Genomic DNA, 22,193 nt, shown 5'->3' on the forward strand with positions numbered 1-22,193 from the left:
TTGGACTTATTCCATAATTTTGGATTATTTCCAATTTATGTTATTAAATTGCCACACCTATTATAGTTTACGCTTCGGAACCATCGCTCCGAGAACACTGGTACATACCGCAAAGGCAAAGGGATACGACTATCTTACACTCACTGATATCAACAACACCTCTGCCTGCTGGGATATGCTTCGAGAATGCCAGAAAACAGGCATCCGGGCAGTCTTGGGAATCGATTTCCGAAACGGCGCCGAACAACAATTCATCCTACTGGCAAAAAACCACAACGGGTTTCAGCGTATCAATGCGTACCTCTCTGAGTTCCTTCATGAAAAAGCCACTATTCCGCCCACAGCAAGACCATTAGCAGACACTTTTGTAATTTACCCGTTTCATAATATACCTGCTCGAACGTTAGCGGCTCATGAATTTATCGGAGTTCGAAGTCGGGAACTCAACCGACTCAAATTTTCACCCTGGCGCAAACAGCCTGATAAATTGCTGGCGTTACACACGGTTTCCTTTCTGAATAAAAAGGGGTTCAACACCCATCGCTTGTTACGCGCTATCGACAACAATACGTTGTTGAGTAAACTTCCCACTTCCGAGGAAGGCAGCGAATATGACGTACTCATATCTCAAGAACTGCTTCAGGAGCAGTTCCGGGAATTTTCTGAGTTACTACAAAACACTGAACGACTGCTACAGCAATGTGTGTTTCAATTCGATTTTGAAAGCGCTACGCATAACAATCAGCGTTGTTTTGGCGCTTCCGAAGCAGCCGACCTCCAACTGCTGCAAACCTTGATCGAAAAAGGACTTCCCTATCGCTACGGAAACTCCCCCCATGACACCATTCTGAAACGCGTTGCAAAAGAACTCGATATCATTCAAAAAAAGGGGTTTGTTTCCTATTTTCTGATCAATTGGCATATTCTGGAATACGCCCGAAGCAAAGGCTATTATTACGTGGGTCGCGGCAGTGGTGCCAATAGTGTCATTGCCTATGTGCTTCGCATTACAGATGTAGACCCTATCGAACTCGACCTCTATTTTGAACGCTTTATCAATCTGTACCGAAAGAATCCACCCGATTTCGATATCGATTTTTCCTGGGCCGATCGCGACGACGTCACAGCATTCATCTTCAAAACCTTCAAACATACTGCCCTGATCACCGTATACAACACTTTTAAATACCGTGCTGCCGTACGCGAATTGGGGAAAGTCTTCGGCTTGCCAAAAGCAGAGATCGACAAACTTTCGGCCGGACATTATCGTTACGAACAGCTCGACCGATTATCGCAACTCGTAATTACCTACAGCAAAGCGATTGAGGGGTTTCCAAATTATTTAGGAATTCACGCCAGTGGCATCATCATTTCCGAAGCGTCTATTCACCGCTACACTGCTACGTTTATGCCTCCCAAGGGGTTTCCTACCACCCAATTCGACATGGTGGTGGCCGAGGATATTGGTCTTTTCAAATTCGATATTTTGAGTCAGCGTGGCCTCGGAAAGATCAAAGATGCCGTGCAGCTCGTACAACAAAACCACCCCAACCTCCCTCCTATTGATATTCACGATATCAAGCGCTTCAAACAGGATGAGCGCATCAAGACCTTACTCCGAGAAGCCAAAGCCATTGGGTGCTTTTACGTAGAATCGCCTGCCATGCGTATGTTGCTTCGGAAATTACAGGTAGATGATTATTTGGGCTTGGTGGCAGCGAGTTCTATCATTCGTCCGGGAGTGGCCAAATCTGGGATGATGCGAGAATATATCTTGCGACATCGATACCCCGAACGCCGTGAAGATGCGCATCCCATTCTATTAGACATCATGCCCGAAACCTACGGCGTGATGGTCTATCAGGAAGACGTTATCAAAGTAGCGCACTATTTTGGCGGACTCGATCTGGGAGAGGCCGATATGCTTCGGCGTGGCATGTCGGGGAAGTTTCGTTCTCGAGAAGAATTCAATAAAGTAAAGGCGCAGTTTTTTCAGAATTGCCTTCAAAGCGGAAAAACGCACGAACTCACTGCCGAGATCTGGCGTCAGATCGAAAGCTTTGCGGGCTACGCCTTTGCCAAAGGACACTCGGCTTCCTATGCCGTAGAAAGCTATCAAAGTCTGTTTTTAAAAGCCTATTTTCCATTAGAATATATGGTTGCCACCCTTAACAATGGCGGTGGGTTTTACAGTAGAGAACTGTATGTGCACGAAGCCCGACTTCATAACGGGCGTATTTTTCCGCCTTGCGTCAACACCAGCGAAGCAGAAACGGTGATTCAAAATAATAAGATCTTCTTGGGATTGGGCTTTCTGAAAGATCTCGAACAGGAAACCATGCGTATCCTATTGAAAGAACGGAAGCAAAACGGTGCCTATGAGAGTTTAGACAACTTTATGCAGCGTGTGCCCATTGCTATTGAGCAACTTCGCATTTTGATACGGATCGATGCCTTCCGCTTTACTCAAAAGGCGAAACGCGCCTTACTCTGGGAAGCGCATATGAAAATGACCAAAAAAACAACGACTCCGCAAGCCCCAAAACTTTTTACAGCCAATCGAGTGACCTACCAATTACCCGCTCTCGAAAACGGTCCGCTGGAAGACGCCTTTGACGCCTTGGAGTTGTTAGGATTCCCGCTGTGTGATCCCTTTTTATTGCTTTCTGAAGAAGTAGTCATTCCTACACTACAAGCACGAGAACTAGCGACTTACCTTGAAAAAAACATACGAATAGCAGGGTATTTGGTAGCTATTAAACACACCAAAACATCGCAAGGGAAGCCCATGTATTTTGGAACTTTTCTCGATCAGGAAGGCGCCTTCATCGATACCGTTCATTTTCCGCCGGTAGCGATCCAATACCCGTTTCAGGGAAAAGGAATCTACCTAATTGAAGGCATTGTGAGCAGCGAATTTGATTGTGTTTCTATTGAAGTGACGAAAATGCAGCGACTACCCATCATCCCAGATCCGCGGTATGCTGAAGGAATGACACGTACCCGAATGCTCGCAAAACGCTATAAAAATAAAGTACTATGAGTGCCGAGCGACATATTTTGCACATGGACCTGGACAGTTTTTTCGTGTCATGCGAACGCCTGCTCGACCGAAAACTAATAGGAAAACCCGTGCTTATTGGCGGCACGTCTGATCGCAGTGTGGTAGCCTCCTGTAGTTATGAAGCGCGTTCCTTCGGAATTCATTCGGCCATGCCCATGAAACTGGCAAAACAACTGTGCCCCGAAGCTATTGTGATTCGTGGGAATTCGGGTACCTATAGCAAGTTTTCAACCATGGTCACAGAAATTATCCGAGAAAATGTGCCACGCTATGAAAAAACATCGGTCGATGAGTTTTATATCGACCTCACCGGAATGGATCGGTTTTTTGGATGCCAACAACTCTCTTCAGAACTACGAGATCGCATCACCAGAGAAACCGGACTTCCTATTTCTTTCGGATTGTCCATCAATAAAACAGTATCTAAGATCGCCACCGGAGAAGCCAAACCCAATAACAAACTGTACATTCAGCAAGGCACTGAAAAACCTTTTCTTTCTCCGCTATCAGTGGCTAAAATTCCGATGGTAGGGAAAGTCACCTACCTACAATTATGCGATCTGGGTATCAAACGTATTCGCACCGTACAAGAAATGCCCCTTGAAATGATGCAACGAGTTCTGGGAAAAAACGGCAGTACTATTTGGAGAAAGGCCAATGGAATCGATCCCTCTCCCGTTATTCAATACAGCGAACGCAAGTCGATTTCCACCGAGCGCACCTTCGACCGCGACACTACAGACGTTCACAAACTAAAAAGCATCATCATTGCAATGGCCGAAAATTTGGTGTATCAATTGCGCAGAGGAAATAAGCTCACGGCCTGTGTCACTTTCAAAATACGGTATTCTGACTTCCAAACGTATACCCAGCAGAAACGTATCCCGTATAGTGCGACCGATCATCAGATCATTCCGGTGGTCATGGACCTGTATCAAAAACTCTATCAACGCAGGATGTTGGTGCGCTTAGTAGGCGTTCGATTTAGCCATTTGGTGTCCGGTGGACATCAAATTCACATGTTCGAAGACGAAGAGAAGATTCTTAGGCTGTATCAAGCCATGGACAAGATGCGGGAACGCTATGGCGATCGGGCGGTGGTTCGCGCTGCCGGCATGGGAGCTAAAAGTATTGGCAGATGGAATCCCTTTACCGGAGAACCCCCGCCCCTGCTGGCCAACAGACGACGTTGATATTTCAACGGAAGCCTATGGTCTATCAAAACATACCCGTATCTTTGCGAAAAGGAGTTGAATGGAAAGTATCAGCGTATTTGACATGCTTAAAATTGGAGTGGGACCTTCCAGTTCGCACACTCTGGGGCCTTGGGTAGCCGCCAAAAGATGGGTTGAAAAACTCAAAAAGGGTGGAAAATTTGATACGATTGAAACCGTTACCGTTAACCTCTACGGTTCGCTCTCCCTTACCGGAAAAGGACATGCCACAGACATTGCCTGTATGTTAGGGCTTATGGGAGGTGACCCTGTCACCTATCCTATTGAAACGATTGAAGATGAGATCGAGGTAATTCGTTCGCAACATAAATTACTGTTAGATGGCACACGGCCTATTTCTTTCAATCCCAAAGAAGCGATCAAATTTCATCGCAAATTTTTAGACTTCCACCCCAACGGAATCACCTTCAACGCCTTTTTAGACAACGGAAAAAAAATTTCAGACACCTACTATTCTATCGGTGGTGGCTTTGTGGTTCAGAAAGAACGAAAGCGAAAAAAGAAGAAAAAAGAGCTCTTCGATCAATTTCCATTTCCTACCGAAAAAGCTTCTGAACTGATTGCGTATACCTCACAACACAACCTATCCATCAGCCAACTCGTGTTAGAGAACGAAAAGTCCTTGCGGCCCGAAGCGGAGATCCACGAGAAACTACAGGACATTTGGGAAGTAATGCTAGAATCCATGTACATTGGCTGTCATACGGAAGGAGTTCTCCCAGGCGGACTCAAAGTGCAGCGGCGCGCTTTTGAAATGCATCAAAAATTGATCGGTACTACCCAATATTCGAACCCGCACGAATGGATCACGGCGATACGAAATACGGAAGTAAAATTTCGACAAATCTTCAAATGGGTTTCATGCTTCGCCCTGGCCGTGAATGAAGTGAATGCTTCCTTGGGACGGGTTGTTACCGCACCTACCAACGGCAGTGCAGGTGTTATTCCTGCCGTACTGATGTATTATTTAGTGATCGAAAATCACGACGGAAACTTTGAAGATATCAACCGCTTTTTAATGGTGGCCGGAGAAATTGGCAGCCTGTTCAAAAAAGGAGCTACCATCTCAGCGGCACTGGGAGGCTGTCAGGCTGAAATTGGCGTTTCCTCAGCCATGGCGGCAGGTGCGCTCACCGAATTGATGGGAGGTTCCCCAGATCATGTGCTTATGGCGGCTGAAATTGCCATGGAACATCACTTGGGACTTACCTGCGACCCTATTGCAGGGTTGGTGCAAATACCTTGCATTGAGCGGAATGCTATGGGAGCGATAAAAGCCATCAATGCCTGCGAAATGGCCTTAGATAGGGATCCCAAGCAAGCTAAGATTCCATTAGATAAAGTGATTGCTACTATGTGGGAAACGGCTAAAGATATGACTTCAAAGTACAAGGAAACCAGTGAAGGCGGACTCGCCATTCAGGTGAATGTAAGCGATTGTTAAGGCCTACAATCCGCTTTTCTGCGCGAATCAATTAAGTGGATGATTTTCCAACCGGAACCCATTTTAACAAGGGTAAATGCATTGGCCCCACAATAACTGAACGTACCGTTCAACCAAAACTCATACCGTGTCCAAACATGGGCGAGATTACCATCTGTTTGTACTTCATATCCTAGCAACCGTTCTTCCCACACCTGCTCTTTGGGTCTGTTGGCTATGGCGGAAAGTAGTTGCGCTGCGCTGCCATCATTAAGTTTGGGCGTTCCGGTAGCATCGGTAAACGCAGTTTGAAAGACTACTGTTTCTGCCATAACCGATTTCATTTGCGTCGTGTCCCCCTTGTGAAATCCTTCAAAGAAGGTGTCCACCACAGCAATGGCTTCTGAGGTAACGGTAGGTGTTTGCCCGAAAGTCATTCCGAAGCAGCTAAGAAACAGAAGAAAACCTAGAAATTTTTTCATAAAAATAGCGGATTGTGGAAGTGTGTTCCCATGAATTGCGTTCTAAAATTAGTATTTTTATCCACTTATTCGTTACACAATTCTATATGTCTATTGCAAAAAAAGAATATAAGCGCATCACGACGAAGACGCTCGTCGATATGAAAAAGAACGGAGAAAAGATTTCCATGCTCACGGCCTATGACTTCACCATGGCTAAAATCGTGGACGGAGCCGGGATAGACGTTATCCTTGTTGGAGATTCAGCTTCCAATGTAATGGCGGGTCATGAAACGACACTTCCTATCACCTTAGATCAGATGATCTATCACGCTTCGTCGGTGGTTAGAGCTATCGAGCGGAGTTTGGTAGTGGTTGATATCCCCTTCGGAAGCTATCAAAGTGATCCCAAAGAGGCCTTACGGTCTGCTATTCGCATCATGAAGGAAAGCGGGGCGCATGCGGTTAAAATTGAAGGCGGGAAAGAAATAAAAGAATCGGCGAAACGAATTTTGAATGCGGGAATTCCAGTAATGGGACATTTAGGGTTGACGCCACAATCCATTTACAAATTTGGAACCTACACGGTTCGCGCCAAGGAAGAGGAAGAAGCAGAAAAATTGAAGGAAGATGCTAAGCTGCTCGAAAAGATTGGCTGTTTTGCGGTGGTACTGGAAAAGGTGCCGGCCAAATTAGCGAAGGAAGTTGCCGCGCAATTAACCATTCCGGTTATTGGGATTGGTGCCGGTAATGGTGTCGACGGGCAAGTTTTAGTGATCCATGATATGCTAGGAATGACCTACGAATTCAACCCTCGGTTTTTACGGCGGTATTTGGACTTGTACGCAGAGATGACCGGAGCGTTTCAAAACTATATTCAAGACGTCAAGAGTGGGGATTTCCCTAGAGATGACGAGCAATATTAAATTGGATTATCGCAACACAAGGTCCATTTGACGCGCTTCACAGCGATAGGCATAATCTTCAGGTTCTTTTTGAAGATAACCATCTCATTGCCGTCAACAAACGGCCCGGCGATCTGGTTCAGGGGGATAGAACCGGAGACACAGCACTAGCGGAAGTTGTCAAGCGGTATATTGCTGAAAAATACGACAAGCCCGGAGCCGTGTATTTGGGAGTCGTTCACAGATTAGACCGACCCACCAGTGGCGTTGTATTATTTGCCAGAACGTCCAAAGCCTTATCGCGGCTCAACAAACTCTTCAAAGAGCGAGAGACTCAAAAAACCTACTGGGCCTTGGTAAAAAACACGCCTTCTGCTTCCGAAGCAACACTCATTCATTACCTCAAACGCAATCCAAAGCAAAACAAGTCGTACGCCTATCCTCAGGAAGTGAAAGACAGTAAAAAAGCGGTGCTCTCCTATCGCATTGCAAAGAAACTTGACCGTTATTGTTTATTGGAAATTGCCTTACACACGGGGCGCCATCATCAGATCCGGGCGCAACTGGCGGCCATTGATTGCCCCATTAAAGGAGATCTAAAATACGGGTTTGATCGCAGTAATAAGGATGGAAGCATTCACCTGCATGCACGATCGCTATCGTTAGTGCATCCGGTTCGCAAAGAAGCGATCATGATCACAGCCCCACCCCCTATTGATGCGTTGTGGGAGGCCTGCTCTTAAATATGGATAAGATTGTTCTTTAAGGCGTAGATTACGAGCCCCACCCGATTCTTAATATGAAGTCGGTTGAAGAGTTCTTGACGATATCCATCAATGGTCTTCGGACTCAAATTCATTTGATCGGCAATTTCTTTATAGGTCATTTCACTACAGGCCAATTGCAGAAAGATCAATTCATTCTCTTTAAAAGATTCTTCGGAAGCCTTGTTATTATTGTGAAGCGCGTGGAGCATTGTAGTGGCCACCTTATCAGAATGATAAAATCCTTTGCTCACGGTTTCCTGAAGTGCAATCTTCAATTTATCGGGATGGATATCTTTCAGTAAATATCCCTTGGCACCTTTCCGAAGCATTTTTAAAATCGTTTGCTCATCATCTTCCATGGAAAGGGCTAAGAACTTGATATCAGGATGATGTTCGGTTAGCCATTCGGCAGTTTCAAAACCATCCATCACTGGCATATTGATATCCAGAAGAATAACCGAAGGCTTCTTAGATTCTTTTTTCAACTTTAGCTGGAGTTCTCGACCATTACTTGCGTGAAATAACACTTGAAATCCTTCAAAGGAGTTAATAAGTTTCTCCAAAGAACCGGAAAGTAACAAGTGATCGTCTACGATTACAACCGTGTGTACATCGGAATTCATCAGCGTAGGGGATATTTGAGTTCTAGTTTAGTTCCTTCGTCCTTAGCAGAAGTGAGTTGGTATGCTGCATGCAACAGTCGAGCGCGGCTCTCCATAGTGTGCAAACCAGAATTGCCTTGCTCGGTGGCCACGTCAAAACCAATGCCATCATCTTCTACTTTAATCACAAGCGATTTGCTTGTATAGGTTAAAGTTACAAATAAATTGTCTGCCTTGGCATGTTTGATCACATTCGACAAAAATTCTTGCAGAATCCTAAAAATTAAAATTTCGTCCTCATTCCGAAGCGAACATTCTTCTCCTCGTACTTCCAGTTGCGCTTTCAAAAAATTAAGTCGGTTGAAACGACGCAACTCATTAGCGATAGACTGTACCAGTCCGTATTTCAATATAACATCAGCATTCAATGATTTAGACAGGGCTCGTACTTCCTGCACGGTCTTCTGAATGACTCCATTGGTTTCTTTTAATTCTTCCGAAGGAATCGTAGTACTGCGAGACGTAAGCACATTCAATTGCATATTGGCCACGGAAAGCAATTGCCCAATATTATCATGTAACTCCCACCCGATATTCTTTAAGGTTTGTTCTTGAATTTCGATCTGGGCATCGGCCAATTCTTTCTCAAAACGTTGTTGGTTCTCGATTTGACGCAACAGCAGTTTATTCTTTCGGCGTAAAAATGCGAGTACAAACGCCACGACGAATACGATAATGAACACCGCAACGACGATAAAGTATATGATCAGTATGATCTCTTCCTTCTCGAGCATATAATGAATCCGATACTAAAAACGCTATACATAAATATGTTCGTTACCATCAAGATAACGTTTCGAAGCTCTACGTACTGATCGTTTCCGGTGTTCAAGTTAAAATATCCTGAATAGAACTCCAAGGGAGTGATACAAAGAATAAAAGCCATGACCCCCACCGACACATACATGGGTAAGTAGCGACGAATATGCAGAATGATATTGCTTCGAAGCAACTCAAAATAAAATAGTAAAATGACAAATAAGGTCAGCAGGGATCCCACGCCATAGGAAAATGGCGACACATGAGAAAAGAAGACCTCACCTTGTGAAAGATTGATTCCCGCAGCGATGACAAATAAACCGACTCCTATCCGTATGGCTCGTTGTACCCATTCATACCTTAGAAAGGTGCTAAAGTAAAGGGAGTAAAATGAGAACATTAAAATCACATATATATTAAACAACCAGTAATTGGCGCGGAAGGGTGTCTTTTCTACAAAACCAAAAATGGCATAATCGCTGAAGTAGGCTATCGGAGCATAGGCGCCTAAGATATCCACGGCGGCCGTGATCCATAGAAAGATTACAAAGTACTTTGTGCGCTGATCACCACGATTTCTTCGAAAATAATATATTCCACATAGGGCAGCGACTATCTCAACAAAACTAATAGGCGCGGTGGAAATGATATATTCGGAAACGCTCAAGGATTAATAGCTGTAAGGCGGCCAACCACTGTTGCCCACATTGAATGGAGCAATATCATAATTGTTTTCGTCGTTATTCTCTGGGCCTTTTGTTGGCGCAAAAAATACAGTGGCGCGATCATTATCATTATTGTCGTAGGCTCCAAAATAGACCCGCACCCCAGGATTCTTGATACCTGCTTTGTCCGACTCTTCTTTTATATACTCGAGGTATTCCTGAAGTTCCTCAAGACTCCACATAACTTCACGCGTATCTTGGTTTCCCAAGGCATTTTCTATTTGCTGTGCTCTACTGGCAATCCAGTTGTTTTGTAGGTTTCTAGCTTCAGCAACGGTAATACACTTTTCAGGTTTTGGCATGGTAGTTCAGTTTTTATTCAGAAGCCAAAATACTAAAAAGCCCTTGGTTATAGCGGACTTGTTAAAAAAAATCAGGAAAAATCCCCTTCGCAAAAAAGGGAAAGTCCGACGCTTCTCAATCGTAGGCTATGTAACCACAGCTTCTCATGTTCAATTATATTGCTGACAATAAGCATATTGAAATGGATACCTTCGGCAATTGCTTCGGAAGGCAATCGTATACTCGTTTGCTACTGTTTATAGCTGTAACATTCGTTCAACATTTACTTAAGAAGCGGCTCCACGAGGGTTCGCTTCCGCGGAATAATAGGAAAAACCCCTTTGCAATGAACCCTATTGATTTGTAAATTAACGACTTATTAAAAACAACTCCCGCCATGCGAAAGAACGCTTATCTTAAAGAATTGACGATTTCTGGAACGCAACGCCGAGACGGTGATGATAATACCCGAAAGGATGTCATGAAAATTCAGTCTTGGTTATCACTGAATGCCATTGCCAATCCTAGCTCAGGAACCGCAACTGCCATCGACGGTGCCTTTGGACCCGCTACCGAACGTGCGGTAAAGAACTATCAAGAACAAGTAGGGCGCTCTCCATCGGGAATCGTAAGTAATCAACTGTTTTCAATGCTATGTGCACCCATGAAAACCGCCTTCGAAACACCTCTGGAAGGGGATAGTTTCCGTGAACATGTGGTTGCAGCGGCCGAACTGCATTTGAAGAGCACTGCGTACGAACTTCAAATTAAAGGCGCCAGCAACAGCGGTCCTTGGGTACGAGCTTACATGGACGGCCATGAGGGGAGTCCGTGGTACTGGTGCATGGGATTTGCGCAAACCATTATCGATCAAGCGGCAAGCGCCAATGGGAAAAATTTTAAAACGCTCTTCCCCCTCACTTACAGCTGCGATGTGGTGGGCATGAAGGGAATCGAAAAAGGACTACTCAGTAGGTATCAAACCGTTCGTACTACTCCAGATCTCATTCAACCTGGCGACCTCTTTTTACTGCAGAAATCCACTTGGGATTGGACGCATACCGGGGTTGTGATAGACGTCAATCAGGATGTGATTGAAACCATCGAGGGAAACACCAATATGGCGGGCTCTCGTAACGGCATTGCTGTGATGAAACGCACGCGTAATTTTATGCAGTCAAAGCTCGATTTCTTTTCTGTAGCACCTCTCAATTCCGATACCACAGAATAAAGCAAGGTGTCATGCAAGCCGCACGGTAATCTATTTTAAATCGCTCTATCCTGCCACGATATTAGTGTACCATTCCAATACTTTCAAAGGTGGAAGCGCATTTATAGCTCCCATTTAATTTGTGAATGCACAGAAAGCTGTGCCGCCGTTATGATGGCTTTTTTGGGTAGTTGAAAAATCCTTCCATATCCGCCGGTGGTCTGGCAATCGCGCATCAAAAGCATGCAGCGACCAGAAGGTGTTATTTGAACGGTTCCCGGTTGCACCGGACCGGTGATAATTTCAGGAACACTTATCGGTTTTTCAGCTTCTAAAACAAAGGCCATTCGGTTGCTTTGGGGTTGAATTATAAACCTCTCGCGCTCCAATTGTTGTCGTTGGTTGGTGGATAGTTGATCGTATTCCGGACCTTTCTTCACTGGAAGTGATACCACATTCGAGCTTTTCTGAAAGGTATACGGTGTTGTTCCACTGCTGCGATAATCTGACCCAATGGCTAAAAGCGTTCCTTTTTGAAGGTGTGAATGTTGGGTAATGCCTGCATGCTGTGAGCGACTACCCATCACACGTTCGGTATCAAAACCGCCTTGTACGGCAATATACGCATAGCGTCCCACGGCCGTAGTTCCCAATCGAAATGTATCCCCTTTTCGAAGTTCTATTGGCCGAGAATCTGGGATTTCCTGTTGGTTCCGGTACACAGGAAAAGGGGCTCCTTTCACGGCAACCCAAGCATCCTTCTGAAAGCGTAGTGTGGGCCCCATGAAGGTACATTCTATAATGGCGGCTGTGTCTTTATTACCCAATAGGCGATTTGCCGCCGTAGAAGCTTCACGATCCATCGTACCGCTCAGCGGAACACCGATATTGCGGAAACCTATTCTCCCCTGATCTTGGATTGAACTCCATAAACCGGGATGTAGCACCTCAACCATGATGAAAGAGTGTTTCGAAATGAAACGTATTTTCTTCTATTGCTGTCGTAATTTCCTGCCATTCTTCGGAAGAAACCGCGTTAAACCGAACACGGTCTCCGGCCTGAAGCAGTGCCGGAGGTGTACTGACAGCATTAAAAAGAGGAATCGGGCAGTTTCCAATGATATGCCATCCACCAGGAGATTCAGAGGGGTAGATTCCTGTTTGTTGTCCGCCTATCCCCACACTTCCCGGGGCTACTATTGCACTAGGCGTTTCTTTCCTGGGCAAGGATAACACATCTGGTAGACCACCTAGGTATGGAAACCCGGGTAAAAACCCCAAACCATAAACCCAATAGGAAGGTGCGGTATGGTGAGCAATTAGCTGCGAAACAGAAATGTTTAATGCTGCTGCGACGCCTTTCATATCCGGTCCATGGGTTTCAGCGTAACATACTGGAAGAGTGAATAGACGTAAAGAAGAGCCACTTTTCTCAGCTTTTGGGAGTGTCATCACTTCCTCAACCAGTTTTTTTCTAAAAGAATCCAGGTTTATTTCAGGGTTACAGTATATCGCAAGTTCATGATAGGTTGGAACCAACTCGCGTACAGCCTCCGGAAATTGACTATTGACAAAATCTACGGTTTGCATCACCTCCCGATGAATACCTAACGAAATCTTGGCAGGCCACTGCAACAACAGTCCATGAGCACCCCATTTTTTGATTTCGACGCGCTTCATTCTTTCCGTATTTCAATCGCTGCCTCGTGCATCTTCTTCCGAATAAATTGCAATATCACTACAGCATGTTTGTGATCGCTATGAATACAATAGGTTTCAGCAGCTATAGAAATTCGCTGGGCCGAAGGCGTGAGCACACTGTTCGACCGCACCATGCTTTCCAATTGCATCCAGGCGCGTTGCGGGTCGTCAATAATAGCTCCAATCTCTGTACGTGGAAGTAAGGTTCCTTGTTCTGAATACCCTCTATCTATAAAAGCCTCTTTTACGATGGGCAATAGATTTTCTGCTTTTCGATGTAGAACACTCTCGGGTAACACATATAATTTGGGTCGCTTTCCTGTTGCCAACACCGCTTCGATTACCGCATCGGCCGTAGCGGCATTTTCCGCTGCAAGATTATATAACGCACCATGGAGTTTTACATGGTGCAAAACGACGTTTTCTTTTTCAACAATCGTCATAAAAGCATTTAATTGATGCAAAACGGTGGCCGTGAGCTCCTTTTTGGAAAGTGTCATCACCTTTCGGCCAAAAGAATCTTTATCGGGAAACGAGGGGTGGGCCCCTATAAATACATCATGTTTTTTTGCCAGGCGAATGGCCGTTGTCATGGTAGAAGGCGTTCCATAATGTCCGCCGCACGCAATACTACAAGAAGAAAGCAAGGGCATTAGTGCATCATCATGGCCACTACCCTCTCCCAGATCGGCATTAATATCAATGTTGATTGTAGTACTCATACGTCATTAAATCAAATGAAACACCGTATTTAAAATCCGTAACCCTAACAGGATTGACAATAATACGATACCGATTCCTAGCGTATTTTGCAAGCTTCCGTTCTTAAATTTCCCCAGAACACTAGAGCGATTTACCATGAGTAACAGAAAAAGTGCGATGATGGGGAGCAGCAAGCCATTGGCAATTTGTGCGAATTTGATGATTTCGATCGCGTTCATTCCTACGGAAGCGAAGAAAACTCCAACAAAAAGTACGCTCATCCATACGCCTCTAAAAAGCGGCGCTTTCAAATTCCGTTCCTTTCCGAAGCAATCACTGGCAACATAGGCTGCCGCTAGAGGAGCTGTGATGGCCGAGGTAATCCCCGCAGCAAAGAGTCCGATACTCAATAAATATTTCGCAACCGATCCAAAGATAGGCGTCAAGCTCTGCGCCATATCGGCAGCCGATTGGATATTCTTTCCCGGCAATGACGCTGCCGCCACAATAATCGCCATAGAAACGAGTCCGCCGAGGATTACGGAAACAAAAAGATCGGTTCGTGCGGCTTTTAATTGGCTGGGGCCTTCCCATTTTTCATTTACCAGGGCGGCATGCAAGAACAAGTTGTAGGGAACCACGGTAGTGCCTACTAAGGCCATAATGGTGAGCCATCCCTCCTCTGGAACATTGGGAACAAACAAGCCCTGTAGCACTTCATATAAATTCGGCTTCGTTAGTACGGCGGTAATTAGAAAGGCGAGGCTCATGATCAACACCAGTGCTACCAGAGCGCGTTCTAAAATTTTATAATTCCCTATAAACAACAATACGAACGCCACCGCACCGATCATCAAGCTCAAATAACTTCCACTATAGTCATTCCAGTGCCATCTGGCATTAGGAAAGAGGGTTTCCAGGCCGAGTACACCTCCACTTATATTTCCTGCTTCGTATGCTGCATTGCCTATTAGAATAGCCGATACAATAAGTAGCACAGCCAGCCACCGTAGTTGGGGAAGCTGTATATGTTCCCGCACATTTTTAGCGAGTCCTTTTTGTGTAACCAGACCTAAGCGCATGGACATCTCTTGCAGCACAAGGGTTGCGATAATCGACAATCCCATAGCCCAAAGTAACGTAAAACCATACGTAACTCCGGCTAGTGAGCAGACAGTGACGGTGCCCGGACCAATAAAAGCCGCAGCCACCAAAGTACCTGGACCTATGTTTTTTCCTATCTTTCCTATCATTCGGATGAAGGTAGTATAAAAAAAGGGAAGCGAATGCTTCCCTTTTGATTTGTTAGAGGAACGATTACATTTTCACATCGTCAAGGCTAACTTCTTCGCCCTCTTTGTTTAGCAGCTGAACCTCATCGAAGCCCATCTCCTTGAATTGAGGAAATTGGGTGGCCGCATCTCCTACTACCAAGTAGGCCATCTTCGACTCATCTAAATATTTATTGGCAAGTTCTTTATGACGCGCTAAGGTCATGTTTTTAATCACCGCCTCTTCATTTTCGATATAATTAGGGTCAAGGTCGTAACTACTCATTTCTTGCAGCATGCCCAGTAGTGAAAATTGGGTCTCAAAGCGACGGGCATTGGACTTGATCATCGCATTTTTGGTGAACTCCAAGTCGTCTTCAGAAATGCCCTCTTTGTATTTCGAAATCTCATCGCGGAAGATAGAAACCGACTCGCCCGTGGTATTGGTACGAACACTAGACGAAGCGGTAAAGGGTCCTGGAATCTTAGATCCACTAAATCCAGAACGCGCTCCGTAGGTGTACCCTTTTTCCTCTCGTAGGATCAGGTTGACATTTCCGCTGAACGATCCCCCTAACTTATAGTTCATCACCTCTGCTGGATAAAAATCAGGATCTGTACGTGGGATGGCTAAGTAGCCGATATTAATAACTGATTGCTTCGCGTTTGGAATATCGACAAAATAAAGGCTCGCCTTATCCCGTGTTTCCGGGATTGGATATTCTGGAATGGATACCTCTTTTGCTTCCCAGCGCTCTTGCAATGTATTCAGGTTAGCAAGTGTGGTTTCCTTATCGATGGCACCCACTACGTGAAAATTACTAATAGAGGGAGAAAAATTATTGGCATAGAAATTTTTCAGGTCCTGAATGGTAATGTTTGAAACCGCTTCTTCGGTACCAATGGTGGGCATGCTAAAGATGTGGTCTTCTCCGTACAGAATTTTACTATATACATTTTGCGCAACTGCATTCGGATCTGCTTCACGACGTTTAATGTCGTTAATGGTCTTCGTTTTTATGCGCGCAAACTCTTCTTCATCCCATCTCGGTTCTAATAGAATTTCAGCCACCAGATCCATGGTCTCATCAAAATTCCGTGTAAGCGTATTTCCACGAATAACAATAGAATTATTAGTCGTGTACATATTGATTGTAGCTCCTAGCAGTTCAATCTCTTCTTCGAGTTGCTCGGGTGTTTTGTTGGCGGTACCCTCCATCATGATGTCGGTCATAAGGTTAGCCACTCCATTTTTGTCCTTATTGTCTAATAAATGTCCGCCTTCGATCACCAGGCTAAAATTTACCGTTGGAATTTCATTCTGTTCGATCCCGTATACTTCGAGTCCGTTTTCCAAAGAGGCTGTCCACGTATCTGGAATATTTAAGGCTGGAGTCTCTCCTTGAGAAGGAGCAGTACTTCGATCGATCTTAGAGGGCGTTTTTGCCACTTCTTCGTTATTATCAACCACTTTTTTCTCAACATTCTCTTTGATAGCTTCTTCAACCACAGGAGCTTGTTCTGAATTTTCGGCGATCAGTTCTGTTTTTCCCTTCGGAACAAAGCTCGTTAATACAAAAGGTTGCCCTTTAATATATTCGTTATAGACCCGCATCACATCTTCTTTTGTGACGGCTTTGATGTTTTCAATATCTTGCTCAATAAAGCCTGGATCTCCTGCAAATACGTTGTATTGCGCCAGCTGAAAGGATTTTCCGAGAACACTACTAATTCCGTTGTAGAAGTCCGTTTCCAATCCAGCTTTAATACGTTCTATATCCCGATCGGTCACGCCTTCGGTCTCAAACAATGTCATGGCCTCATTAATACCAGCCTCAACTTCGTTTAGATTGACGCCATCGTTTGCAGTAATAATGATATGAAACTCCCCTGCTAACTGTTGTGAATTGTTGTAAGCAATGGTACGTGAAGTTAAATCCTTTTCTTTAACCAATACTTTATAAAGCGGCGCTTTCTTTCCTCGTGATAAAATTTCCGCCAAGAAATCCAAGGCATAAGCATCGTCGGTATATTGCTGCACGGTGGGCCACACCATATTTAATTGGGGGGCCGTAGCGAAATTATCTTCGTGATACAGACGTTTGGTTTCGGCAATTTCAACCGGACGAGGCTCCAAGGGCGTTACTTCTTGTCTAGAGGAAATTTCCCCGAAATACTTTTCAATGAGTTCTTTGGCTTCCGAAGTTTCAAAATCGCCAGCCAACACCAAGGTAGCGTTGTTGGGACCATAGAAACGATCGTAAAACTCGCGCACATCATCTACGGTTGCATTTTGAAGATCCTTTAACTCTCCTATTACCTGCCAATTGTAAGGGTGGTCTGCCGGATAGATGTTTTTATCCAACACCCAATTGGTATGTCCATACGGTCTGTTATCGACACGCTGTCTTTTTTCATTCTGAACGACTTCCTGTTGGTTGTAAAATGCCGATTCAGTAACGGTATTGATGAAGTACCCCATGCGGTCACTTTCCAACCATAAAATAGTTTCCAGTGCGTTATTAGGAACCACCTCATAATAGATAGTGCCATCCTTCCAGGTTCCTCCATTTAACGTACCCCCGGCATCCTGAATGGTCTTAAAAAATTGGTCTTGCGGAACGTTTTCAGACTCTTGAAAAAGCATGTGCTCAAAGAGATGTGCAAAACCAGTACGACCTTCCTTTTCACGATTTGACCCTACGCCATATTGAATCGCTAAAGAAACAATTGGGTCACTCTTGTCCTGATGCAGTACAATATCAAGACCGTTTTCCAATTCGTATTTTTCAAAATCGATGGACAACGAAGCCGCATCCTGATTGTCATTCATTGCCATTGTTTCATTCTTGTCGTCACAAGAAACGAATAGCAAGCTCAGGGCTCCTAAAAAAAGCCCAGCCATAATACCTTGTTTTTTGATTGTCATAGTAATAAAGTTGAATAAAAATCAAATATACGATGGCAGCGCAGGCGACTTCTTAAAATAGTGTTAAAATGAGCGTACTATCGGGCTTCATTTTACTCTTTTATGCTGAAGAGTATTGCTATGGCGCAATTGTTTTCCCTTATTTATAGTAGGCGGTGTCCTTACTGAGGCCTCCTTGGGTTCACTTACATTTATCCCTCTTTAAAACTTAGTACCGTGGACACTTATTTTATCGTTGAAAATGATCAACCTACCATTGAACGTCTTCAGAGTTTTACTCAGGAAGGCAATACAATCGCTTCGCTTGGCGCGGCAGCCGATTACGATACAGCGTTAAACACTATTTTAAAAAAAATGCCGAATCTTATTTTCATCAATATGGATTCGCTACTGGAGTTGCCCTGGCAGTTTAAGCAAGATATTGACCACTATGCCAATTATAAGCCTGTGTTTGTAGGACTTTCCCATTCTAAAGAATTAGCATTTCAAGCGATCAAGTACGATTTTTTTGATGTGCTTTTGAAGCCCTTGAATGAATTAGAACTGCGAAAAACGTTTTCTAGATATGCGAAGAAAAAACAAGAATGCCAACCACAGCAAAAAATATGTTTGCAGTCCTATAAGGATTTTCAGTATCTCGATATTGACGAAATCGTATTTCTGAAGGCCGATAACAATTGCACCGACTTTCATTTAAAGAATGGAAAGGTGGTAAGCGCCTACAAAACCTTAAAAACCTATGAAGAGGTACTTCCCGATTCCTTCTTTAGGATTCACAAGAGCTATATTGTTAATAGCAAGTTTATTTCTCGAATTCAATACGGAAAATCGTTGTGTTCTGTAAAAAATGGGCGATCCAAAATCCCATTTACTAAAACGTTTTTGGAAAATGTAGAACTCATCAATAGTAAATTATCACAAAATGCCTTTCAATCCTTAAATTGATTTCCCTATCAAAAATATAGGATTCGCTATCAGACGGCCTCGTTTCACAAGATAGGCAGCAATTCTTCTTGTTTCGCCCAAATCTCATTTTATATTCGTGTCAGAATGCAAGATCACAAGCTTGCTTTGCTTAATTACCGTGCACGACTTAGTTACTAAACCATTATTGAATCTATAAAACTTAACTTATGAAAACCCTTAAAACCATCGCATCTATTTTTCTACTTTCTCTATTCGTATACTCTTGTACACCACAGAATATCTTAGAAGAAAACAATGTAGAGACGTATCAAACCGGTGATGACAGTCACGCTGAACCTGATAATGAAAAAGACGGCGATAATTAATAGATATCCAATAAAAACGTCAAGGCCTTCGAAAACATCGAAGGCTTTTTTTGTTAGCTTTGTTTGATTGGGAGCCATGAAATCAATACCTACGCCATACACCTTCCTTACGTTGCTTCTCATCATTTTGAGTGGGTGCTCGCATTATTCGGATACTCTAGAGAAAGGCGCGATAAAAGATAGTTTAGATGATTTCAAAAAGGCACTTGAAATTGATTCGCTTTCAGACCAGGAACAAGGCGAAGCGCTAGCGCTACTTTACGATCGTATCTCCAACCAGTCGGTAGCCGATTCCAGTCGCTACGATTTTCTAAGCCTATTAGCCTACAAGGCGTTTAATTTAGAACAACAAGAGGTGTTTCGAACCGCTAATCGGGAGGCGGCAGCAATTGCGCAACGATTAAAAGACACTTCGCGAATGGCTGATGCGCACTGGAATTACGGCGCTTATTTTCTACAAGAGCAAGTGTACGACAGTGCCTATTACCATTACAGGCAGGCCAGTGAGCTGTTCGAGCTCAAAGAAAACTGGTATTATACTGGAAAAATGCTGTACAACATGGCCTTTATTCGCAGTCGGCTTCGAGATTATACCGGTAGCGAAATTCTACTGGTGAGAGCCATTTCAGAATTTAAAAAAGTGGGACGTAAAAAGCAATTATATGAATCCTATAATCTCCTCGGAATTATCTATAAAGAATTAGAAGAATATGAACGAGCGCATTATTATAATAACAAAGCATTAGATTATTTGGAAAATGTTACAAATGAAACCTCTATTTATCCCGGATATTTAAACAATGCAGGATTAATATCTCACAAGCAAGAAGATTATCGAAAAGCTATTGAACAGTACGATAAAGCTTTATCGCAATACGATTTGCAGCAGACCAATAAAAACCTGTACGCACGAATTATTGATAATAGAGCGTATAGTCAGTTGCAATTAGATATCAATTCCGAAGTACTTACCGATTTTAAGCAAGCTTTACGAATTAGAGACAGTTTAGAAAATGAATCGGGTATGGTAATGAGTAACCTGCATTTCTCCGAATACTACGCAAAGATCAAAGATACCAATCAGGCCATTGACTATGCGAATCAAGCTTCCAAAATAGCCAAAGACATTGGAAATAATAGGGATTATCTCATGTCATTACGGCTTTTGGCTACCTTAGACAAAGAAAATGCAAACAGCTACCTAGAAACCTATACCACCTTAAGCGACAGCTTGCTGAGGGCAGAGCGGCAGTGGCGGAACAAATTTGCGAGAATCGACTTTGAAACCGATGAATACATTCAGGAAACCAAACGACTGGAACAACAAAACACCTGGATCCTTTGGTTGAGTGCAGGACTCTTGCTCATCCTTTCGCTTGCCTACTTCCTCACACGGCAGTATGCAAAGAATAAGCAACTTCTTTTTGAAAGCGAGCAACAAAAGGCCAATGAACAAATTTATCTGCTAGCGCTTCGGCAACAATCCAAAATGGAAGAAGGCCGAATACAAGAACGCCGTAGAATTTCCGAAGACCTACACGACGGGATCTTGGGAAAACTTTTCGGGACACGATTAAATTTGGGCTTTTTAAACCTTCGCGGCGATGCCGAAACCAAAGCGCTTCAGAAAAAATATTTGGACGAATTACAAACCATTGAAAAAGAAATTCGTGCTATATCCCATGCGCTAAAATACGATATGAGCGATTCGGGTATGGGCTTTCATACGTTAATTGAAAACCTGTTGGATTCACGAGGCGCCATCGGAAAATTTGAGTACGAACTCACCAGAAATGACCACTTGAACTGGGAACAGGTGGACGAAAAGATCAAGGTGAATTTGTACCGAATTATTCAAGAAGCCCTGCAAAACATCGTGAAGTATGCACAGGCTACTAAGGTCTCTATTAATTTTCGCAAAGAATCGAATACACTTCGACTCACTATTACCGACAATGGTGTCGGTTTTAACAGCAATAAAAGCACCCGCGGGATTGGCTTGAAAAACATGCGCTCCCGAACTGAAAAACTTTTGGGTACCTTTGACATTCATAGCACTCCTCAGACCGGAACTCAAATCGTTGTTGACATCCCCCTAAAAACGTCGCCTTATGAAGCCTAATGATTGTAATGTACTGCTGATCGATGATCATCCGCTTATTTTAGAAGCTTACAAGAATGCGCTCAACAGAATTGAACAGACGCTCGAAAAACACAGGTTTCACATTGATATCGCCTCCGATTGTGATACTGCCTATCGAAAAATTACTACGGTCCCTAAGACCACTAGTATTGATCTTATTTTTCTGGATATGCGACTTCCTCCTTCGCAGGATGGTAAAATTCTTTCCGGGGAAGATCTCGGACTCATCATAAAAAAGACCTTGCCGAACAGCAAGATCATCGTCTCTACCACACATACCGACAATTATCGAATACACAGTATCTTTAAAAGCATTGATCCCGATGGGTTCCTAATTAAAAATGATATTAGCCCAGACGATATTATTCTGGCCATCGAACAAGTGTTGGAGGATCCTCCCTTTTACAGCAAAACGGTGATCAAGTTGCTTCGAAAAAACGTCTCTAACGATTTCTTGTTGGATAATATCGACCGTAAGCTCCTCTACGAATTGAGCTTGGGGACCAAAATGAAGGATTTGCCTGACATTCTTCCGCTGTCGATAGCCGGTATCGAAAAGCGTAAACGAAACCTGAAAGAAATTTTTGATGTCGCCTCGGGCGATGATAAAGAATTGATCTCAAAGGCTAAAGACAAAGGGTTCATCTAAGTTTATTTCACTC

At 43.8% G+C, this 22,193-nt stretch carries 20 protein-coding genes; 10 read left to right on the forward strand and 10 right to left on the reverse strand.

Annotation, left to right across the window (positions count from 1 at the left end; all coding sequences use genetic code 11):
- Positions 1-37 precede the first annotated feature (37 nt).
- The 3 genes from PO830_RS09805 to PO830_RS09815 all read left to right on the forward strand — a co-directional run bounded on the left by PO830_RS09805 (position 38) and on the right by PO830_RS09815 (position 5,743).
- Positions 38-3,043, forward strand: a complete 3,006-nt coding sequence (locus PO830_RS09805; RefSeq protein WP_272853386.1) for a DNA polymerase III subunit alpha — start codon at positions 38-40, stop codon at positions 3,041-3,043.
- Positions 3,040-4,257: a DNA polymerase IV gene (dinB, locus tag PO830_RS09810; protein WP_272853387.1), complete on the forward strand. Its 1,218-nt coding sequence runs from the start codon at positions 3,040-3,042 to the stop codon at positions 4,255-4,257. Before PO830_RS09805 ends, dinB begins: the two co-directional genes overlap by 4 nt.
- 61 nt (positions 4,258-4,318) lie before the next feature.
- Positions 4,319-5,743 (forward strand): L-serine ammonia-lyase, encoded by a 1,425-nt coding sequence (locus PO830_RS09815; RefSeq protein WP_272853388.1) that lies wholly within the window; start codon positions 4,319-4,321, stop codon positions 5,741-5,743.
- On the opposite strand, the gene PO830_RS09820 is transcribed toward PO830_RS09815, so the two are convergent.
- Complete coding sequence (locus PO830_RS09820; RefSeq protein ID WP_272853389.1) at positions 5,740-6,204, reverse strand: nuclear transport factor 2 family protein; 465 nt, start codon at positions 6,202-6,204, stop codon at positions 5,740-5,742. The two genes, PO830_RS09815 and PO830_RS09820, sit on opposite strands and share 4 nt — an antisense overlap.
- 86 nt (positions 6,205-6,290) lie before the next feature.
- Between PO830_RS09820 and panB the strand changes: the two genes are divergently transcribed.
- Entirely contained in the window at positions 6,291-7,109 is an 819-nt protein-coding gene (gene panB / locus PO830_RS09825) for a 3-methyl-2-oxobutanoate hydroxymethyltransferase (protein ID WP_272853390.1), read from the forward strand.
- 8 nt (positions 7,110-7,117) lie between these two features.
- On the forward strand, positions 7,118-7,831 hold the full coding sequence (locus tag PO830_RS09830) for an RluA family pseudouridine synthase (protein ID WP_272853596.1): 714 nt from the start codon (positions 7,118-7,120) through the stop codon (positions 7,829-7,831).
- Here PO830_RS09830 and PO830_RS09835 read toward each other — a convergent pair.
- From PO830_RS09835 to PO830_RS09850, 4 genes are read right to left on the reverse strand one after another with little or no spacing between them, the layout of a single operon-like run.
- Entirely contained in the window at positions 7,828-8,478 is a 651-nt protein-coding gene (locus tag PO830_RS09835) for a response regulator transcription factor (protein ID WP_272853391.1), read from the reverse strand. The genes PO830_RS09830 and PO830_RS09835 overlap by 4 nt on opposite strands.
- Entirely contained in the window at positions 8,478-9,251 is a 774-nt protein-coding gene (locus PO830_RS09840; protein WP_272853392.1) for a sensor histidine kinase, read from the reverse strand. The genes PO830_RS09835 and PO830_RS09840 overlap by 1 nt, the downstream gene beginning before the upstream one ends.
- On the reverse strand, positions 9,224-9,943 hold the full coding sequence (locus PO830_RS09845; protein WP_272853393.1) for a hypothetical protein: 720 nt from the start codon (positions 9,941-9,943) through the stop codon (positions 9,224-9,226). The genes PO830_RS09840 and PO830_RS09845 overlap by 28 nt, the downstream gene beginning before the upstream one ends.
- A gap of 3 nt (positions 9,944-9,946) precedes the next feature.
- The gene (locus PO830_RS09850) at positions 9,947-10,303 is read right to left on the reverse strand and encodes a hypothetical protein (RefSeq protein WP_272853394.1); all 357 of its coding nucleotides are present in this window, start codon (positions 10,301-10,303) and stop codon (positions 9,947-9,949) included.
- Between the two features lie 377 nt (positions 10,304-10,680).
- Between PO830_RS09850 and PO830_RS09855 the strand changes: the two genes are divergently transcribed.
- A complete protein-coding gene (locus tag PO830_RS09855) occupies positions 10,681-11,514 on the forward strand; it encodes a peptidoglycan-binding protein (RefSeq protein WP_272853395.1) in 834 nt (277 codons plus the stop codon).
- A 101-nt stretch (positions 11,515-11,615) separates the two neighbouring features.
- Here the strand turns inward: PO830_RS09855 and PO830_RS09860 are convergent, their stop codons facing one another.
- From PO830_RS09860 to PO830_RS09880, 5 genes are all read right to left on the reverse strand, one after another.
- The gene (locus PO830_RS09860) at positions 11,616-12,449 is read right to left on the reverse strand and encodes a biotin-dependent carboxyltransferase family protein (RefSeq protein ID WP_272853396.1); all 834 of its coding nucleotides are present in this window, start codon (positions 12,447-12,449) and stop codon (positions 11,616-11,618) included.
- Positions 12,442-13,173, reverse strand: coding sequence for a 5-oxoprolinase subunit PxpB (gene pxpB / locus PO830_RS09865; RefSeq protein WP_272853397.1), 732 nt, complete (start codon positions 13,171-13,173; stop codon positions 12,442-12,444). Before pxpB ends, PO830_RS09860 begins: the two co-directional genes overlap by 8 nt.
- Positions 13,170-13,916 carry a 5-oxoprolinase subunit PxpA gene (pxpA, locus tag PO830_RS09870; RefSeq protein WP_272853398.1) on the reverse strand — a complete coding sequence of 249 codons (747 nt, stop codon included), beginning with the start codon at positions 13,914-13,916 and terminating at the stop codon, positions 13,170-13,172. Before pxpA ends, pxpB begins: the two co-directional genes overlap by 4 nt.
- A gap of 6 nt (positions 13,917-13,922) precedes the next feature.
- Positions 13,923-15,149 carry an Nramp family divalent metal transporter gene (locus PO830_RS09875; protein WP_272853399.1) on the reverse strand — a complete coding sequence of 409 codons (1,227 nt, stop codon included), beginning with the start codon at positions 15,147-15,149 and terminating at the stop codon, positions 13,923-13,925.
- Positions 15,150-15,213: 64 nt separating this feature from the next.
- The gene (locus PO830_RS09880) at positions 15,214-18,072 is read right to left on the reverse strand and encodes a M16 family metallopeptidase (protein ID WP_272853400.1); all 2,859 of its coding nucleotides are present in this window, start codon (positions 18,070-18,072) and stop codon (positions 15,214-15,216) included.
- A gap of 240 nt (positions 18,073-18,312) precedes the next feature.
- Between PO830_RS09880 and PO830_RS09885 the strand changes: the two genes are divergently transcribed.
- The 4 genes from PO830_RS09885 (at position 18,313) to PO830_RS09900 (ending at position 22,180) form a co-directional block, all read left to right on the forward strand.
- Positions 18,313-19,041: a LytR/AlgR family response regulator transcription factor gene (locus PO830_RS09885; RefSeq protein ID WP_272853401.1), complete on the forward strand. Its 729-nt coding sequence runs from the start codon at positions 18,313-18,315 to the stop codon at positions 19,039-19,041.
- Positions 19,042-19,229: 188 nt separating this feature from the next.
- Positions 19,230-19,388, forward strand: a complete 159-nt coding sequence (locus PO830_RS09890; RefSeq protein WP_272853402.1) for a hypothetical protein — start codon at positions 19,230-19,232, stop codon at positions 19,386-19,388.
- Between the two features lie 76 nt (positions 19,389-19,464).
- Complete coding sequence (locus PO830_RS09895; protein ID WP_272853403.1) at positions 19,465-21,510, forward strand: ATP-binding protein; 2,046 nt, start codon at positions 19,465-19,467, stop codon at positions 21,508-21,510.
- Positions 21,500-22,180, forward strand: coding sequence for a response regulator (locus tag PO830_RS09900; RefSeq protein WP_272853404.1), 681 nt, complete (start codon positions 21,500-21,502; stop codon positions 22,178-22,180). Before PO830_RS09895 ends, PO830_RS09900 begins: the two co-directional genes overlap by 11 nt.
- The last annotated feature ends 13 nt before the right edge of the window (positions 22,181-22,193 follow it).

The organism is Altibacter sp. HG106 (assembly GCF_028561755.1).
Classification (GTDB): Bacteria; Bacteroidota; Bacteroidia; order Flavobacteriales; family Flavobacteriaceae; genus DFVG01.

What these genes read in the sequence shown, in the direction of transcription:
- PO830_RS09900 (WP_272853404.1), top strand. Translation starts at nt 21,500, where the DNA reads ATGAAGCCTAATGATTGTAATGTACTGCTGATCGATGATCATCCGCTT.
- PO830_RS09860 (WP_272853396.1), bottom strand. Translation starts at nt 12,449, where the DNA reads ATGGTTGAGGTGCTACATCCCGGTTTATGGAGTTCAATCCAAGATCAG.
- PO830_RS09805 (WP_272853386.1), top strand. Translation starts at nt 38, where the DNA reads ATGTTATTAAATTGCCACACCTATTATAGTTTACGCTTCGGAACCATC.
- pxpB (WP_272853397.1), bottom strand. Translation starts at nt 13,173, where the DNA reads ATGAAGCGCGTCGAAATCAAAAAATGGGGTGCTCATGGACTGTTGTTG.
- PO830_RS09855 (WP_272853395.1), top strand. Translation starts at nt 10,681, where the DNA reads ATGCGAAAGAACGCTTATCTTAAAGAATTGACGATTTCTGGAACGCAA.
- PO830_RS09840 (WP_272853392.1), bottom strand. Translation starts at nt 9,251, where the DNA reads ATGCTCGAGAAGGAAGAGATCATACTGATCATATACTTTATCGTCGTT.
- PO830_RS09815 (WP_272853388.1), top strand. Translation starts at nt 4,319, where the DNA reads ATGGAAAGTATCAGCGTATTTGACATGCTTAAAATTGGAGTGGGACCT.
- dinB (WP_272853387.1), top strand. Translation starts at nt 3,040, where the DNA reads ATGAGTGCCGAGCGACATATTTTGCACATGGACCTGGACAGTTTTTTC.
- PO830_RS09895 (WP_272853403.1), top strand. Translation starts at nt 19,465, where the DNA reads ATGAAATCAATACCTACGCCATACACCTTCCTTACGTTGCTTCTCATC.
- panB (WP_272853390.1), top strand. Translation starts at nt 6,291, where the DNA reads ATGTCTATTGCAAAAAAAGAATATAAGCGCATCACGACGAAGACGCTC.
- PO830_RS09875 (WP_272853399.1), bottom strand. Translation starts at nt 15,149, where the DNA reads ATGATAGGAAAGATAGGAAAAAACATAGGTCCAGGTACTTTGGTGGCT.
- PO830_RS09850 (WP_272853394.1), bottom strand. Translation starts at nt 10,303, where the DNA reads ATGCCAAAACCTGAAAAGTGTATTACCGTTGCTGAAGCTAGAAACCTA.
- PO830_RS09880 (WP_272853400.1), bottom strand. Translation starts at nt 18,072, where the DNA reads ATGGCTGGGCTTTTTTTAGGAGCCCTGAGCTTGCTATTCGTTTCTTGT.
- PO830_RS09890 (WP_272853402.1), top strand. Translation starts at nt 19,230, where the DNA reads ATGAAAACCCTTAAAACCATCGCATCTATTTTTCTACTTTCTCTATTC.
- PO830_RS09820 (WP_272853389.1), bottom strand. Translation starts at nt 6,204, where the DNA reads ATGAAAAAATTTCTAGGTTTTCTTCTGTTTCTTAGCTGCTTCGGAATG.
- pxpA (WP_272853398.1), bottom strand. Translation starts at nt 13,916, where the DNA reads ATGAGTACTACAATCAACATTGATATTAATGCCGATCTGGGAGAGGGT.
- PO830_RS09835 (WP_272853391.1), bottom strand. Translation starts at nt 8,478, where the DNA reads ATGAATTCCGATGTACACACGGTTGTAATCGTAGACGATCACTTGTTA.